Annotated in this window: 14 protein-coding genes; 13 read left to right on the forward strand and 1 reads right to left on the reverse strand. The window is 62.3% G+C overall.

Annotation, left to right across the window (positions count from 1 at the left end; translation table 11 throughout):
- Nucleotides 1-22: 22 nt before the first annotated feature.
- Nucleotides 23-277: a hypothetical protein gene (locus NKI64_RS13230; RefSeq protein WP_023681126.1), complete on the reverse strand. Its 255-nt coding sequence runs from the start codon at nucleotides 275-277 to the stop codon at nucleotides 23-25.
- Between the two features lie 221 nt (nucleotides 278-498).
- Between NKI64_RS13230 and NKI64_RS13235 the strand changes: the two genes are divergently transcribed.
- From NKI64_RS13235 to NKI64_RS13295, 13 genes are all read left to right on the forward strand, one after another.
- Entirely contained in the window at nucleotides 499-3,651 is a 3,153-nt protein-coding gene (locus NKI64_RS13235; protein ID WP_352668317.1) for a GAF domain-containing protein, read from the forward strand.
- Between the two features lie 366 nt (nucleotides 3,652-4,017).
- Nucleotides 4,018-4,986, forward strand: coding sequence for a manganese catalase family protein (locus NKI64_RS13240; protein ID WP_023681124.1), 969 nt, complete (start codon nucleotides 4,018-4,020; stop codon nucleotides 4,984-4,986).
- A 135-nt stretch (nucleotides 4,987-5,121) separates the two neighbouring features.
- On the forward strand, nucleotides 5,122-6,171 hold the full coding sequence (locus tag NKI64_RS13245) for a chemotaxis protein CheB (protein WP_023815899.1): 1,050 nt from the start codon (nucleotides 5,122-5,124) through the stop codon (nucleotides 6,169-6,171).
- 273 nt (nucleotides 6,172-6,444) lie between these two features.
- Nucleotides 6,445-7,227: a heme-binding protein gene (locus tag NKI64_RS13250; RefSeq protein ID WP_023826387.1), complete on the forward strand. Its 783-nt coding sequence runs from the start codon at nucleotides 6,445-6,447 to the stop codon at nucleotides 7,225-7,227.
- Nucleotides 7,224-9,101 (forward strand): methanol/ethanol family PQQ-dependent dehydrogenase, encoded by a 1,878-nt coding sequence (locus NKI64_RS13255; RefSeq protein WP_352668320.1) that lies wholly within the window; start codon nucleotides 7,224-7,226, stop codon nucleotides 9,099-9,101. The genes NKI64_RS13250 and NKI64_RS13255 overlap by 4 nt, the downstream gene beginning before the upstream one ends.
- Nucleotides 9,102-9,159: 58 nt before the next feature.
- A complete protein-coding gene (locus NKI64_RS13260) occupies nucleotides 9,160-9,951 on the forward strand; it encodes a substrate-binding domain-containing protein (RefSeq protein ID WP_023815901.1) in 792 nt (263 codons plus the stop codon).
- On the forward strand, nucleotides 9,948-10,481 hold the full coding sequence (locus tag NKI64_RS13265) for a c-type cytochrome (protein ID WP_023681119.1): 534 nt from the start codon (nucleotides 9,948-9,950) through the stop codon (nucleotides 10,479-10,481). The genes NKI64_RS13260 and NKI64_RS13265 overlap by 4 nt, the downstream gene beginning before the upstream one ends.
- Nucleotides 10,478-11,491: a cytochrome c oxidase subunit II gene (coxB, locus tag NKI64_RS13270; protein WP_023668010.1), complete on the forward strand. Its 1,014-nt coding sequence runs from the start codon at nucleotides 10,478-10,480 to the stop codon at nucleotides 11,489-11,491. Before NKI64_RS13265 ends, coxB begins: the two co-directional genes overlap by 4 nt.
- Entirely contained in the window at nucleotides 11,488-13,464 is a 1,977-nt protein-coding gene (gene ctaD, locus NKI64_RS13275; RefSeq protein WP_352656591.1) for a cytochrome c oxidase subunit I, read from the forward strand. The genes coxB and ctaD overlap by 4 nt, the downstream gene beginning before the upstream one ends.
- A complete protein-coding gene (locus NKI64_RS13280; protein ID WP_023712215.1) occupies nucleotides 13,461-14,066 on the forward strand; it encodes a cytochrome c oxidase subunit 3 in 606 nt (201 codons plus the stop codon). Before ctaD ends, NKI64_RS13280 begins: the two co-directional genes overlap by 4 nt.
- Complete coding sequence (locus tag NKI64_RS13285) at nucleotides 14,066-14,407, forward strand: hypothetical protein (protein ID WP_023681115.1); 342 nt, start codon at nucleotides 14,066-14,068, stop codon at nucleotides 14,405-14,407. The genes NKI64_RS13280 and NKI64_RS13285 overlap by 1 nt, the downstream gene beginning before the upstream one ends.
- The gene (locus NKI64_RS13290) at nucleotides 14,404-15,282 is read left to right on the forward strand and encodes a cytochrome c oxidase assembly protein (protein WP_023681114.1); all 879 of its coding nucleotides are present in this window, start codon (nucleotides 14,404-14,406) and stop codon (nucleotides 15,280-15,282) included. The genes NKI64_RS13285 and NKI64_RS13290 overlap by 4 nt, the downstream gene beginning before the upstream one ends.
- On the forward strand, nucleotides 15,263-15,679 hold the full coding sequence (locus tag NKI64_RS13295) for a c-type cytochrome (protein WP_023681113.1): 417 nt from the start codon (nucleotides 15,263-15,265) through the stop codon (nucleotides 15,677-15,679). Before NKI64_RS13290 ends, NKI64_RS13295 begins: the two co-directional genes overlap by 20 nt.

Below are 15,679 nucleotides of genomic sequence, written 5' to 3' on the forward strand. Positions count from 1 at the left end.
CTTCTCCATGGAGTTGGGACCGTTAAGCCTGGGCAGCGCTGCTGCCTCCCATTTTCCAATCACCCTGCCAACGTGCGCGCACGGCAATGATCAGCATGGCCGCTTCCGTCATCCCGGTCTGGAAAAGTCTGACCAGCTCTCTCGCGATGGATTCTGCCGCGGTAGTGTCCGACGAAATCTCAAATTCCTCACACAGCGCGTCGAAAACCGACCGAAGCGTTTTCAGGTCGTCTGGATAGAGAGCGTCCGTATTCGTAAGAATGGGTCGGTCAAGCATCAAAACGTCTCCAAACGAGTGAAGTGCGGTTCGGGCACCCAGCCAGCGGGAGCTCGTCAAGTGCCCGCTGGTTTCCCCTTTATCCGCCACAGCGCGCCAAGCTGTCATTAACTTATGACCGGTGCGGCGTGTTCGGCTGACCGGCCCGCCAAAGAAACTGCCGTCCTGCGGGGAACTCTTGGCCGCAGACTGCATTTAAGTCCGGGCAAAACGGGGGCGAAATGGGGGCCACTTCAAGCAATCTGCGATCTGAACTGCAGCGCTTCGAGCTTTTGGCAGCGTTGGGCGACCGTATCCGCGAGATTACGGATCCCGCAGAACTGGCCTACGCAGCCGCGGAACTGCTGGGGAACCATTTTGGCATCAGCCGAGCCGGATACGGCACGATCGATCTAGAGAAAGAAACGATCACCATCGACAGGGACTGGAACGCGCCAGGCATCAAAAGCCTGGCTGGGACGCTGAATTTCAGGAACTACGGCTCGTATATCGAGGATTTGAAGCGAGGCGAAACCGTTGTCTTTGAAAACGCCGAGACAGATCCGCGAACCAGCGGCCATGCGGAGGCACTCAAAGCCATCAGCGCCCAATCCGTCATCAACATGCCCGTCACCGAGCATGGCGGGCTGGTGGCGCTGTTATACCTGAACCACTCCGCGCCCAGACGCTGGGCGACGGAGGAAGTAGCCCTCATTTCGGCAGTCGCTGACCGGACGCGTACGGCGATAGAACGCCTTCGCGCCGAACTGGCCCTGCGTGAGAACGCCGAACGCCTTGCTTTTCTCGACCGCCTCGGCAGGGAGATAGCCCTCGCGGCCGACGCCGATGCTGTCATGCAGATCACCACTCGGCTCCTCGGCGAACATCTTGGCGTCTCGATTTGCGCCTATGCCGACATGGAGCAGGACCAAGACCATTTCACCATCCGCGGCGATTGGAGCGCACCTGGCTCGCCCAGCATCAGGGGATATTACAGTCTTGCCGATTTCGGTCGCCTGGCTGTCACCAACCTCAGCGCCAACAAGCCGCTTATCATCAACAACAACCTTGAGGAAATTGCTCCCGAGGAAGCGAAGACCTTTCAGGATATCGGGATAACGGCAACCATCTGTATGCCTTTGGTCAAACAAGGCCGACTGACTGCCCTGATGGCCATCCACGACAAGCAGCGCCGCGTCTGGTCGCAACTCGAACTGTCCTTGCTGACCGAGGTGACGGAGCGGTCCTGGGCTCACATCGAGCGCGTTCGCTCGGAACAGGCGGCACGGGCCAGCGAGGAGAGGCTGAGGCTTGCCACCGACGCGGCCGCTATTGGCACCTGGGATTACGATCCCATCAGCGGAGTGCTGCGTTGGGACGACCGGTGCAAAGCCCTTTTTGGTTTGCCGCCGGACGCGGAGGTGACATATGAAAGCGCCTTCCTGGCGGGCCTCCACCCGGAAGATCGCGCACGGGCCGACGAGGCCGTACGCCAGTCGCTCGCGCCGGGCACCCCCTCCCGCTACGACATCGAATACCGGACGATCGGCCTTCGGGATGGCAAGGAGCGCTGGATTGCCGCAACTGGGGAAGCACTTTTCCAGTCCGGCCGTGCGATCCGCTTCATCGGCACCGTGGTTGATGTCACCGCGCGAAAGCGGGTGGAGCATCAGCTTCAGTTGATGAACACTACTGCGGCAGCCGTGGCGGCCGAGCTTGACGTGGAGCGAATTGTCCAGACGGTAACCGATGCCGGCGTCGTGCTGTCGGGCGCACAATTTGGAGCTTTCTTCTACAATGTGATCGACGACAAGGGCGACAGCTATGTGCTCTACGCCCTTTCGGGGGCACCTCGTTCTGCTTTCGAAAACTTTCCCATGCCGCGCAACACCGCGGTGTTCGAGCCCACTTTCCGCGGAACAAGCGTGGTGCGTTCCGATGATATCCTCACGGATCCCCGTTACGGAAAGAACTGGCCCCGCAAGGGAATGCCGGAGGGCCATCTGCCGGTGCGTTCCTATCTCGCCGTGCCGGTCGTCTCGCGTTCGGGCGAGGTCCTGGGCGGCCTCTTCCTTGGTCATTCAGAGACCGGCGTGTTCGCCGAACAGCAAGAAGCGGCCTTGCTGGGGCTTGCCGGCCATGCCGCGACGGCCATCGACAACTCCCGGCTGTTCAAGGCGCTGCAGACACTCAACGGCACGCTCGAACAACGTGTCAAAGATGAAGTTGCGGAACGCGCCAGAGCAGAAGAGCACCTGCGCCAAGCCCAGAAGATGGAAGCTGTCGGACAGCTCACCGGTGGCATCGCGCACGACTTCAACAATATGCTGGCCGTCATCATCGGCGGCCTGAACCTTGTGCAGCGCAAGCTCAGAAACGGCGATACCAACGTCCACCAATTCGTAACCGGCGCGATCGATGGAGCACAACGTGCCGCAGAACTTACCAGACGACTGCTCGCCTTTTCCCGCCAGCAACCACTGGCGCCGAAGCGGCTGAATCCAAATCGCCTCGTCTCCGGTATGAGCGAATTGCTGAACCGGACGCTTGGCGAGACCATCCAGATCGAGACCGTGCTCGCTGCGGGCCTATGGCATGTCGAGGCCGACGCAGGGCAATTGGAAAGCGCGCTGCTCAACCTCTGCGTCAACGCAAGGGATGCCATGCCTGCTGGCGGCAAGCTGACGATCGAGACATCAAACGCCCACGTCGACGATCGCTATGCCAGGGAGAACGCGATCCCCTCCGGCCAGTATGTGATGATAGCGGTCACCGATACAGGAACGGGCATGACTGCTGATGTTGTCGCAAGAGCCTTCGATCCGTTCTTCACCACCAAGGGGGTCGGCAAAGGCACCGGGCTGGGACTCAGCCAAGTCTATGGGTTTGTTCGCCAGTCCGGCGGCAGTGTGAAGATCTATTCCGAGCAGGGCATCGGAACCACCTTGAAAATATATTTGCCGCGCTCGCACCATGGCGTGCTCGACAGCCAAATCGACGTCGTGGCAGGCGAGCACCCCGGCTGTGCAGACGAGATCATCATGGTTGTCGAGGATGAAGATCGCGTCCGGCTGATGGCCGCGGAAGCGCTGCGGGAACTGGGCTACTCCGTGCTGGAAATGCAAGGTCCACGCGAAGCGCTGGTGGCCGTCGAAAGCGGGCAAGTGCCGTCGCTTCTGTTCACCGACGTGGTGATGCCGGAGATGTCGGGCCGGGAGCTGGTGGATCAGGTCAAGACAATGCACCCGTCGCTAAAAGTGCTCTACACCACCGGCTACACACGAAATGCGATTGTCCACAACGGCACGCTCGATTTCGGAACCGAACTTTTGACCAAGCCCTACACGATCGACGAATTGGCAGAGAAAGTCCGGAAGGTGCTGGATCGAAAGTGAACGGGCAACAGCCCGCGACGCTCGCCCCGTGACCGAACGCGCCGTTTGCCGCGTGGGTGTGCAGCGAAAAGGGCCGAAGGTGTCGACACCGACATCGTATTAATATGGCCCGGCTTCACTTTTCCGAGCCAGTATCCCTCCAGATTTTGTCTACCTCTTGCCCATCCGCGGCCTTGCTCATTGCCGTGATGGCGCAGCACGATCGAAATCTCGTTGCCGCCGGTCACCGGTCGGAGAAATAAATGCCGCCTCTGGCTCCCTGCGATGCTCAACACTGAAGTTACCGTAAAAATGCTCGCTGGCCGATGGCCGGATGGAACAATCAACTTGCCGGGATGTTCGGATGATCTAACCGGAGAGATGTCCATGTTCATGCACAACAAGCGCCTGCAATACACCGTTCGCGTCTCGGAGCCGAATCCTCGCCTGGCCTGCATGATCATGGAACAGTTCGGCGGCGCCGATGGCGAGCTTGCAGCGGCCATGCGCTATTTCACGCAAGGGCTTGGCGAGGACGATCTTGGCCGTCGTGACATGTTGCTCGATATTGCGACCGAAGAACTCAGCCATCTCGAAGTGGTGGGATCAATCGTCACCATGCTCAACAAGGGGCTCAAGGCACAGCTGGCCGAGGGCCAAATGAAGGAAGCCGACCTTTACCTGATGATCGGCGCCAGCGGCACAACAGCCAAGGAATCAATTCTGTTCGGCGGCGCTCCCGCGCTGTGCGACTCAGCCGGCGTTCCCTGGACCGCGGCCTATGTCGACTCGCGCGGTGAACCTACGGTGGATTTGCGGTCGAATATCGCCGCCGAAGCCCGCGCCAAGATCGTTTACGAACGCCTCATCAACATCACCGACGACCCGGGAATCAAGGACGCGCTCGGCTTCCTGATGACCCGCGAGATCGCGCACCAGAAGTCGTTTGAGAAAGCACTCTACGCGATCGAAAACAATTTCCCTTCCGGCAAGCTCCCAGGCGTAGAGAAGTACGCCAGCATGTATGTCAACACCTCTCAAGGCGACGGCGATGTCGCTGGCCCATGGAATTCCGGCGAAGAGTGGGATCGGATCGATGACCTTGAAGAGGTGATGCCCGTCGACGGCGGAGACGGCCTGGCAACTGTCAAGCTGGGGGCCAAAGACATGAAGGTGGTGGCCAGGATGGCCGACCGTACGCTTTCCGATCCGGCTTCCGATCCGACAACAGGCGCTGATCTAGGAGCAGGCCCGGGAGCTGGCCGTACCAAGAACGCCGATTTCGGCGGCGCGGCAAGCATTCAGGAGGCCCCGGCCGTGGCAGAGGCTGCTGTCAAACGCGCACGTAGGCGTTAGTACAGAGCCGACGCGGGCATCTATGTTCCGCGATGCGGCCGGAAGCTAACACCGACGAAGGCAGGGCGCCCGACCAGCAACGGACTGGCCGGAGCGCTCGCATCGACATCTGTGCTGAATGTGGGTGAAGCAACCATGGCCACCGCCGCACCACGATCAGATTCGGAGCGTGCGGGCCAGCCGGACAAGGTCCGTCCCGACGGTTGCGAGAACCGGTGCATCGTGACAATCGGAGCATCGGCCGGCGGCGTCGACGCGCTGAAGAGACTTGTCCGCGATCTTTCGCCGGACATCCCGGCGGCTCTCCTCGTCGTACAGCACGTTGGTCCCACGAGTTACCTCGGCGACATTCTCGGTCGCGCTGCCAACATGCCCGTTGCAAATGCCTCCAACGGCATGAAGGTTAAAAACGGGCACATCTTCGTTGCACCGCCCGGAGCTCACCTTCTGTTACATGACGATCATATGCTGCTGCGGCGCGGGCCGCGCGAGAACCTGGCGCGCCCCGCCATCGACCCCCTGTTTCGATCGGCGGCCTGCAGCTTTGGCGGCAGCGTGATCGGCGTCGTGCTCACAGGCAGCCTCTCCGACGGCACCGCCGGCCTGCACGCAATCAAGATGTGCGGAGGCGTCAGCGTAGTCCAGGACCCCGGCGACGCCGCAGTACCCGACATGCCGCTGAGCGCCTTGCAGAATGTGGAAATCGACCATTGCGTCCCTCTGTCCGAAATGGCTGGCCTGTTGCACAGGCTTGCTTCCGAAATCGCAGGACCGACACCAGAAATCCCGTCCGGCATCCGCCTTGAGGCAGCGATTGCAGCTCAGGAGCACAGCACAATGGAATTGACCGAAGGCCAGCTTGGCACCCCCTCGACATTTGTCTGCCCCGAATGTCATGGCCCCCTATGGGAGATAGAAGACGGGCCGATTACCCGTTACCGCTGCCACACCGGACATGCGTTCGGGGCAGACGTTTTGATGCAGGCCCAGGCTGACGATGCGGAGCAGGCTCTTTGGAGCCTTTTAAGAGCGCACCAGCAGCGGGCTGAGTTGGCGAAACGTACGGCAAAACGCGAAGCCGCGCGGGAAAGACACAGCCTGGCCAGTCAAATGGCTGCGCGGGCCGCGGAGTACGAAGCCGACGCGAAACTTATTGAAGAGATCATCCATCGTCGAACGCCTTGACAAGGCAACAGCGTTTGTCAGGGCGGGTGCGTCTGCGCCATCCCGATCGCATTTTCCTGGATCAGCCGCGTTGCCTCACCGCTTGGCCTGTGGCCACGGGTATCCAGGTCCCATGCTTTGATTGAACACCTGCACCCAAATCCAACTGCACGAATTTTATGCAAAGCAGGAACATAGAAGCATTACGCGAGTTAGGCACTGACGCACTGGACGTATCCTCGCATTCTGCGGTCTGCCGGGGTGGTCCTTGTTATGTAAACGAATGCCAGGACAATGTATCGCTCGCAGCTTTTCGTACCTCTTTTTGGCCTGCTGTTGCTGATGGGTGGCCTGTTCCACGGGCACGATGCCATGGCGCAGGAGCCCTGTCCGGCCGATCACGATAAGCTGCTTGCAGCCCTCAAAGCCAACGTGAAGGCAAGCGGCGGACCAGCCAATGGCGGCTTTGAAACCAACGAATGGGCAGCCATCGTTGCCCGTGACGGCACTGTCTGCGCGATTGCGTTCAGCGGCCCCACCCCCGACTCGCAATGGCCGGGAAGTCGGCTCATAGCAGCGGAGAAAGCCAACACGGCCAACGGTCTCAGCCTGGCTCAGATGGCCCTCTCTACGGCCAATCTCTATGCGGGGGTGCAGCCGGGCGGGCCGCTATTTGGCCTGCAGGAGACCAATCCCGTCAACCAGGCCGCGGCCTATACGGGCGATCCCAAAACGTTCGGAAGCGCCGGCGACCCGCTCGTCGGCAAGCCGATCGGAGGCGTCGTGGTGTTTGGCGGCGGGCTTGCCCTCTACGACGGCAAGAGCATTGTCGGCGGCCTCGGCGTTTCAGGCGACTCCTCATGCGCCGATCACAATGTCGCCTGGCGTATCCGCGCGGCGCTCGGCTTCGACAAGGTCCCGGCAGGCGTCAATCCAAATCGCAAGGATGCCATTGTCTACGATCTGGACCCCGGCGGCAAAAGCGCTTCGGGCTGGGGCCATCCGCTTTGTGCCGGAACGGAGGCCGACATCGCGGCCGAACTCGGCGCCGGCGTGGGAGGCTCGATCAATAAATGAAAGCTATGCCGCAGTTGGCATTAACGCGCGTTGACGTAGAACGACATACCCGCAAATTGGCAGCCGGGAATTCTTTTGGCGCCATCCTTTTGGTGACGCTGCTCGCCTGCCTGCTGCTTCTGGGCGCTGCGTCCGAGCCCCCTAAAACACCAGCGATCGTACCACCAGCCGCAGCCTCGCCACCCGATGACGGCCAATGGACGATGCCGGCCAAGAACTACGCGTCGACGCGCTTCAGCGACCTCTCCGAGGTCAATGAAGGCAACGTCAAGAACCTGCAGGTCGCGTTCACGTTCTCGACAGGCGTGAACAAGGGCCAGGAAGCAGCGCCGCTGGTCGTCGGCAACACCATGTATATCGTGACGCCGTTTCCCAACTTCGTCTATGCGCTCGATCTCTCCAAGCCCGGCGCCCCGATGAAGTGGAAGTACGAACCCAATCCCGAGCCGGCGGCACAGGGAGTGGCCTGCTGCGACGTCGTCAACCGAGGGGTGGTATTCGCCGACGGGCGCATCTTTTTCAATACGCTGGACGGCCACACGATTGCCCTTGATGCGAACACGGGCAAGCCGATCTGGAACACTCATGTCGGCAACATCAACATCGGCGAGACCATCACCATGGCGCCGCTTGTGGTGAAGGGCAAAGTGCTGGTCGGCAATTCCGGCGGCGAGATGGGCGTTCGCGGCTGGGTAAAGGCGCTCGACGCCGGCGACGGTCATGTCGTCTGGATCGCCTATAGCACCGGGCCGGACAAGGACGTGCTGATCGGACCGGACTTCAAGCCGCACTACGACATGGACAAAGGCAAGGATCTTGGCGTCACGACGTGGCCGCCGGAAGCCTGGAAGATCGGCGGCGGCAACATGTGGGGCTGGATTTCCTATGATCCCGATCTGAACCTGATTTTCCACGGCACCGGCAATCCCGGACCATGGAATCCGGATTTGCGGCCGGGCGACAACAAGTGGACGTCTGGCATTTTCGCGCGCGATCCAGACACCGGCGCGGCGAAATGGTTCTATCAGTGGAGCCCGCATGACCTCCACGATTATGACGGCATCAACGAGCAGATCCTGCTCGACATGACCTGGCAGGGCAAGCCGCGCAAGGTGCTGATCCGGCCGGAGCGCAACGGCTATCTCTACATCCTCGACCGGACAACCGGCGAGGTGCTGTCGGCAAAACCGTTTGGTCCGGTCAACTCCAGCAAAGGTGTGGATCTGAAAACCGGTCGGCTGATCGTAAACCCGGACAAGAAGACCGGCACCGGCAAGGTCGTTCGCGATATCTGTCCGACGGCGTCGGGCCTCAAGGACTGGCAGCCTTCCGCGTTCTCGCCGAAGACCGGCCTGCTCTACATCCCGCACAACAATCTGTGCATGGATGAAGAAGGCGTCGAGGTGAACTACATCGCCGGCACGCCCTATGTGGGCATGAACGTCCGCATGATACCAGGGCCCGGCGGTAATCGCGGCGCCTTCACCGCCTGGGACATCGCCGCGGAGAAACCCGCCTGGAGCCTCAAGGAGAATTTCCCGGTGTGGAGCGGCGCGGTGGTGACCGCCGGCGACGTTGTCTTCTATGGCACGATGGAAGGCTGGTTCAAGGCGGTCAGCGCCAAGACCGGAGACCTGCTTTGGCAGTTCAAGACCTCGTCCGGGATCATCGGCCAGCCTATCACCTATCGCGGTCCCGACGGGCACCAATATGTCGCCATCCTCTCAGGCGTCGGCGGCTGGGCCGGCGCAATTGTATCGGGCGATCTTGATCCGCGTGACGCCACCGCCGCGCTCGGTTTCGTCAATGCCATGAAGGATCTGAAGAACGCGACAACCTCGGGAGGCACGCTTTATGTGTTCCGGCTGCCTTGATGGATTGTACTTGACCGTAGGTCCGGCGCGAAAGGCGTGTCAACGACTGGCGATCGGCATGGCCGCCATCGCCTTCGTGTTCTTGACGGCCACAGCCGACGCACGTGAGCTGAGGGTCTGCGCCGATCCGAACAACATGCCGTTCTCCAACGCGGCCGGTCAGGGCTTCGAGAACAGGATCGCCGAAATCGTTGCGTCCGATCTCGGCGCGAAGCTGACCTATACCTGGTGGGCGCAGCGCCGCGGCTTCATCCGAAACACGCTGAAGGCCGGTCTATGCGATCTCGTGCCGGGCACGCCGAGCAACCTCGAAATGCTGCGCACCACCACGCCCTACTACCGATCGTCCTATGTCTTCGTCACCCGCAGGGACGGCCCCGACGTAGCATCGTTCAATGATCCGCGGCTGCGCGACATGCGGATCGGTGTTCAGCTCATCGGCGACGATGGCGCCAATTCGCCTCCGGTCCAGGCGCTTGGCCGCCGCGGTATCGTCGGGCACCTCGTCGGCTATCCGGTCTATGGCGATTATTCCGCCCCCAACCCGCCGGCGCGCATCGTCGAAGCGGTGGCGAGTGGCGAGATCGACCTTGCCGTGGTCTGGGGCCCCCTCGCCGGCTACTTCGCCGCCAGGCAGAAGGTGCCGCTCCGCATCACGCCGGTTGCGCCCCGCATCGACGGACCGCAACTGCCGATGATCTACGACATCTCGATGGGCGTCCGCCGCGAAGACGATGCGCTGCGCGGCGATGTCAATGGCGCCCTGTCCAGGCACAAGGTCGAGATAGATGCCTTGCTGTCACAATATGGCGTGCCGCGCCTCGATGCCTCGGGGAGCCCGGTGCGATGAGAGCCGCTGTGGCCATGCTCCTGTTTCCAGTCCTGGCGCTCGCTGCCTGCCAGCGCGAGGAACGTGACACGCGCCCGCAATCGGCGCTCGGATCGGGCGAGCAGCCGACGCCTGTGACCACGCTGGAGCCCGGCGGACAGCGGCCCCCCGCCAGCGACAACAAGGCGGCGAGCTTCGAGGCCAACGCCTTCCACATGAGCGAAGGGAAACGGCTTTTCGGCTGGTTCAACTGTTCGGGATGCCACGCCAATGGCGGCGGCGGCATGGGGCCGGCCCTGATGGACCAGAAGTGGCTCTATGGCAGCTCGATCGAAAGCATCCATGCCACGATCCGCGACGGTCGGCCAAACGGCATGCCGAGCTTCCGCGACAAGATTCCCGACGACCAGATCTGGGAGCTCGCGGCTTTCGTGCGCTCGCTGAGCGGCAACGCGCCGTCTTCCGCCGCACCGCAACGCAATGACGACATGATGGCGCATCCTTCGGAAAACCGCATGCCGGACGCGGCCACGCTGGGGAAGTCGCCGTGAAACGTCTCGTCTCGATGGCGTTCGCCACCGCCGGCGCTCTGTTGCTCCAGGGATGCGCGGGCTGGCAATCCGCCCTCGACCCGAAAGGTCCCGCGGCGAGCGAACTGGCATGGCTGATCTGGTTCTTCACCGCGCTCTGCGCCGTGGTGTGGGTGCTGGTGATGATCGCCCTCGTCGTGCCCTTGATGATGCGGTCGCGCGCGCAGGCGGAGCCGCTCGCGATCAAGGCCGGCGCCGACGACCGGAAGCTGCGCGCGGTGATGACCGCCGTCGGGTTGACCGCCATTGTCCTGATCGGACTGACCTTGCTGAGCTTCTTCGCCAACAGGACGCTCGCCGCGATCGGCTCGGATGCCGCACTGACCATTCGGGTGACCGGCCATCAATGGTGGTGGGAGGTGCGCTATGAGGATGCCACGCCAAGCCGCATCCTGACCACGGCGAACGAGATCCATATCCCCGCCGGGGAGCCGGTGCGGCTTCTTCTGACCTCGACCGACGTCATCCATTCCTTCTGGATCCCGAGCCTTTCGGGCAAGCTCGACCTCATTCCCGGCCACATGAACGTGCTCGACCTCAAGGCAGACAAGCCTGGTGTTTACCGAGGTCAATGCGCCGAGTTCTGCGGGGCGCAGCACGCAAACATGGGCACCTTCATCATCGCCGAGCCGCGTGCGAAGTTCGACGCCTGGTGGAACGACCAGTTGCAGCCGGCCGCTACTCCGACGGGGGACGAAGCCAAGGCCGGCCAGGATCTGTTTCTGAAGCGCCCTTGCGTGATGTGTCACAGAATAGGCGGCACGCCTGCCGGAGGAACGGTCGCCCCTGACCTCACCCATATAGCCAGCCGGCAGACGCTTGCCGCCGGGACATTGACAATGAGCCGCGGCAATCTCGCCGCCTGGATAGCCGACCCACAGGGCATCAAGCCCGGATCCCACATGCCGGTGGTGGAGCTCAGCGGCGACGAACTCAACGCCATGGTCGCCTACCTCGAGGCGCTTAAATGAGCAGCGCGGACCTCACAAGCGAACGCGACCTGCCGCCGGTGCGTGAAACCTCTACCGCGGGCGACGTCGCACCCGAGCATGACGGACCGCGCGACACCGGCATGGACGATGCCAGCCTGGATCGCTGGCTGGCGCGGACATGGCGCACGCCTCCCGGCATCATCGGCGCGCTGTCGAGCGTCGACCACAAGGTCGTCGCACGGCGCTATCTGATCACCGCCTTCGTGTTTCTGTGCCTGGGCGGGCTCAACGCTGTCGCCATGCGCATCCAGCTCTCAGGGCCGCAGCGCGGTTTGATCGGCCCGGACCTCTACAACCAGCTGTTCACGATGCATGGTGTGACCATGATGTTCCTGTTCGCCGTGCCCGTCGTGCAGGCGACAGGCATTTATCTCGTCCCGCTGATGGTCGGCAGCCGCAACATCGCCTTTCCCCGCCTGAACGCGTTCAGCTACTGGATCTATGTTTCGGGCGGCATATTCGCCTGGGTGTCTTTCGCGCTCAACATGGCGCCCGACGTCGGCTGGTTTGCTTATGTGCCGCTGTCAGGCCCCGAATTCGCGCCGGGCAAGCGGGCCGACGTCTGGGCCCAGATGATCACTTATACAGAAGTTTCCTCACTGGCCGTCGCGGTGGCAACCATCGTCACCGTGTTCAAGCAGCGAGCCCCCGGCATGTCGCTGGACAGGATTCCGCTCTACGTCTGGGCAATGCTGGTTACCTCCTTCGTCGTCGTCTTCGCCATGCCCGCGGTGATGATCACCTCGACCTTCCTGATCCTCGACCGGCTGGTCGGCACACATATCTTCAACCCCGCCGAGGGCGGCGACGCACTGCTCTTCCAGCATCTGTTCTGGTTCTTTGGCCATCCCGAGGTCTACATCATCTTCCTGCCGGCGACGGGCATGGTCTCCGCGATCATCCCGGTCTTCGCCCGGCGTCCCGTGTTCGGGCATCTCGGGCTGGTCTTGTCGCTGATCGCCGTCGGTTTCCTTTCGTTCGGCCTCTGGGTCCATCACATGTTCGCGACGGGGCTACCCAAGCTCGGCGCCAGCTTCTTCACCGCGTCGAGCATGCTGATCGCCATCCCCAATGGCGTTCAGATCTTCTGCTGGCTGGCGACCTTGTGGGACGGCAGGCCGGTGATCCGCACGCCGCTGCTGTTCGTGTTCGGCTTCTTTTTCATCTTCGTCATCGGCGGCCTCACCGGCGTCATGCTCGCTTCGGTGCCGCTGGACCTCCAGGTGCACGACACCTATTTCGTCGTCGCCCATTTCCATTACGTGCTGATCGGCGGTTCGGTCTTCCCGCTGCTGGGCGCGGCCTATTTCTGGTTCCCCAAGATCAGCGGCCGCATGATGAGCGAGCGTCTCGGGCGCTGGCATTTCTGGCTGGCTTTCATCGGCTTCAACGCGGCTTTTTTCCCAATGCATCTCGTCGGGCTCTGGGGCATGCCACGCAGGGTCTACACCTATCCGGCCGAGCTTGGCTGGGGCAACATCAACCTGTTCATCAGCGCCGGCGCGGTGCTCTTTTTCCTCAGCTTCGTACTGTTCACTTTCAATCTTGTACACGGCGCGTTGAAGGGCGCACTGGCCGGAAACAATCCCTGGGATGCCGGTACGCTCGAATGGGCGACGTCTTCGCCGCCGCCAAGCTATAATTTCGCGCGGATACCGATTGTCACACATGTCGAGCCGCTCTGGGCCGAACGCGAGGCGCTGCCTGTGGCGACCGGACTCCGCGTCGATGTACGTGAGTTGTTGATCTCAACCGTGGCGGAAGCCCATCCCGACATTCGCGAGAAATCGGCGACACCGTCGATCTGGCCGCTGCTGGCGGCAATCGCCGTCGGCGGTACGTTTGTCTATTCGATCTTCACGCCCTGGGCGATCGTCTGGGGCGCCGCGCCGATCGCCATCACCTTGATCGGCTGGTTCTGGCCCAAGGACGACCCGGAGGATGAGGGATGAGTGAGCGTCCCAGCTTGGATCTTTCGGACCTCCCAACCTTTGGACATGGTCCGCGCAGCCCGACCTGGTGGGGAACGCTCGGCTTCATGGCGCTGGAAGGCATGGGCTTTGCGTTGGCCGCGGGCGCTTATCTCTATCTCGCCACTTTGTGGCCCAACTGGCGTCTAAGCGCCCCGCACCCCGACCATTGGCCCGGGACGATCGTCACCATCCTGTTTATCATCAGCGTGGTGCCGAATCACATCCTCCACGGCCATGCCAAGCAATGCGCGATCGTTCCGGTGCGGATCGGGCTGGTGGTGATGTCGCTGCTCGGTCTGGCCCCGCTTGTCGTGCGCTGGTTCGAATTCCCCGCGCTGAACATCTACTGGGACACGAACGCCTACGGCTCGATGCTCTGGGTGCTGCTCGGGCTGCACACCACACACCTGATCACCGATGTCGGCGACACCATCGTTTTGACGGTGCTGATGTTCACACGCCATGGCTATAGCGGCCGGCGCTTCGGCGATGTCGGCGACAATGTCTTCTATTGGGATTTCGTGGTGCTGACCTGGATCCCGATCTATTTGCTCATCTACTGGATGCCGAGGCTAGGCTGATGCGTGCGTTGAAAATGGGAACGTCCTGGGGTGGTCTTCTGTCGGGGCCGATGGCTTGGGCAATCTCGACGCAGCTGAACTACGCACTCGTACCATGGCAGTGCAACCGCCAGGTGCCGGTGGTGCTTCCCGTGGCACTGGTGCTCGCCGTGCTTTCGCTGCTCGGCGGTGCCTTGTCATGGCGGGCGAAGCGGCAGGGCGGCGCCGCCTTCAAGCCTGAGCGCACGCGCAGCACCGAGCAGTTCGTCGCCGATCTCGGCATGCTTGCGGCATTGCTGTTTGCCCTCGTCATCATCATGCAAGGCAGCGCGGCTCTCATTCTCGACGAGTGCCTGCGATGAGCTTCGACGCGTTCTTCTCGACCTCGATCTGCTACGGCGCCGGCGCGCCCGAGGCCGGATGGACGCTCGCATTTCCCATCACGTTTCCGCTGGCCGCGATTGCCTTCCTTTATGCCATCGGAGCGACTCGGTTGTGGCGCCGCAGCAGCCGAGGCCGTCCCGAGCGGATGCGGCAGGCGTTGTTGTTCGCCGCCGGTTGGGGCGTGCTGACGGCAGCACTGGTCAGCCCCATCCATGCGCTCGGCGAGCGGGTGTTTGCCGCCCATATGATCGAGCATGAACTGCTGATGGCGGTGGCGGCGCCTCTCCTTGTCGCCGCGTGCCCAGGCGCAGTCCTGCTCTGGTCCTTGCCGGCCTCACTTCGCCGCGGAACGGGCAAGCTCACGCGCGCAAAGACGCTGCAATCGGTTTGGGCCCTGGTGATCCGCCCCCTCAACGCGACGATCATTCACGGCGTCGCCATCTGGATCTGGCACATTCCGGCGTTGTTCCAGGCAGCGCTCCAGCAGGGCTTTCTCCATTATGCCCAGCATGCGAGCTTCCTCGGCACAGCCTTGCTGTTCTGGTGGGCGCTCCTACCGCGCCCCGGTCGACAGCAGACCTATGGCAACTCCGTCATGCATCTTTTCTTCACCTCGCTTCATACCGGCCTGCTCGGTGTCCTGCTGCTGATGTCGCCCAAACTCTGGTATCCGGAGAATGGCGCCGGCGCGGCATTGTGGGGAATGACCGCGATCGAGGACCAGCAGCTCGCCGGATTGGTAATGTGGGTTCCGGCAGGCTTGATCTATGGCGGCGCCGCCTTGCTGCTCGCCGGCCTCTGGATAAGCAGCAGCGCAACCAGGGAGGCAACACATGCGCTCCGACCTGGGTAGGCTGATCGGGGGCGCCCTTGCCGCAATCCTGCTGCTGGCTGCGGCTGTCGCAGCGGCGACTTTGTGGTCCGACAGGCGCGAGCGCGTCCGGCACGAGTCGGATGCGGCGACCGGCGGCGTAGGCGCCCGCGCCATTCCAATCATGACGGCGAATGGCTGCTCCGGCTGCCATACGATACCCGGCGTGCCGGGTGCGCAAGGCCAGGTCGGACCCCGCCTAGACGGTGGCCTTGCCGACAGGGTCTTTATCGGTGGCCTGCTGGCAAACAATCCGGAGAACATGATCCGCTGGATACGCTCGGCGAGGGAAGTCAATCCGCACACGGCCATGCCGTCGACGAGGATCACCGAGCAACAGGCGCGGGACATCGCCGCTTATCTCTATGCTTTGAGGTAA

Source organism: Mesorhizobium sp. M0478 (genome assembly GCF_040321305.1).
GTDB lineage: Bacteria > Pseudomonadota > Alphaproteobacteria > Rhizobiales > Rhizobiaceae > Mesorhizobium.

Bases quoted from the DNA above. Each gene is read 5' to 3' on its own strand.
- NKI64_RS13230 (WP_023681126.1), bottom strand. From the start codon at position 277: ATGCTTGACCGACCCATTCTTACGAATACGGACGCTCTCTATCCAGAC.
- NKI64_RS13235 (WP_352668317.1), top strand. From the start codon at position 499: ATGGGGGCCACTTCAAGCAATCTGCGATCTGAACTGCAGCGCTTCGAG.
- NKI64_RS13240 (WP_023681124.1), top strand. From the start codon at position 4,018: ATGTTCATGCACAACAAGCGCCTGCAATACACCGTTCGCGTCTCGGAG.
- NKI64_RS13245 (WP_023815899.1), top strand. From the start codon at position 5,122: ATGGCCACCGCCGCACCACGATCAGATTCGGAGCGTGCGGGCCAGCCG.
- NKI64_RS13250 (WP_023826387.1), top strand. From the start codon at position 6,445: ATGTATCGCTCGCAGCTTTTCGTACCTCTTTTTGGCCTGCTGTTGCTG.
- NKI64_RS13255 (WP_352668320.1), top strand. From the start codon at position 7,224: ATGAAAGCTATGCCGCAGTTGGCATTAACGCGCGTTGACGTAGAACGA.
- NKI64_RS13260 (WP_023815901.1), top strand. From the start codon at position 9,160: ATGGCCGCCATCGCCTTCGTGTTCTTGACGGCCACAGCCGACGCACGT.
- NKI64_RS13265 (WP_023681119.1), top strand. From the start codon at position 9,948: ATGAGAGCCGCTGTGGCCATGCTCCTGTTTCCAGTCCTGGCGCTCGCT.
- ctaD (WP_352656591.1), top strand. From the start codon at position 11,488: ATGAGCAGCGCGGACCTCACAAGCGAACGCGACCTGCCGCCGGTGCGT.
- NKI64_RS13280 (WP_023712215.1), top strand. From the start codon at position 13,461: ATGAGTGAGCGTCCCAGCTTGGATCTTTCGGACCTCCCAACCTTTGGA.
- NKI64_RS13285 (WP_023681115.1), top strand. From the start codon at position 14,066: ATGCGTGCGTTGAAAATGGGAACGTCCTGGGGTGGTCTTCTGTCGGGG.
- NKI64_RS13290 (WP_023681114.1), top strand. From the start codon at position 14,404: ATGAGCTTCGACGCGTTCTTCTCGACCTCGATCTGCTACGGCGCCGGC.
- NKI64_RS13295 (WP_023681113.1), top strand. From the start codon at position 15,263: ATGCGCTCCGACCTGGGTAGGCTGATCGGGGGCGCCCTTGCCGCAATC.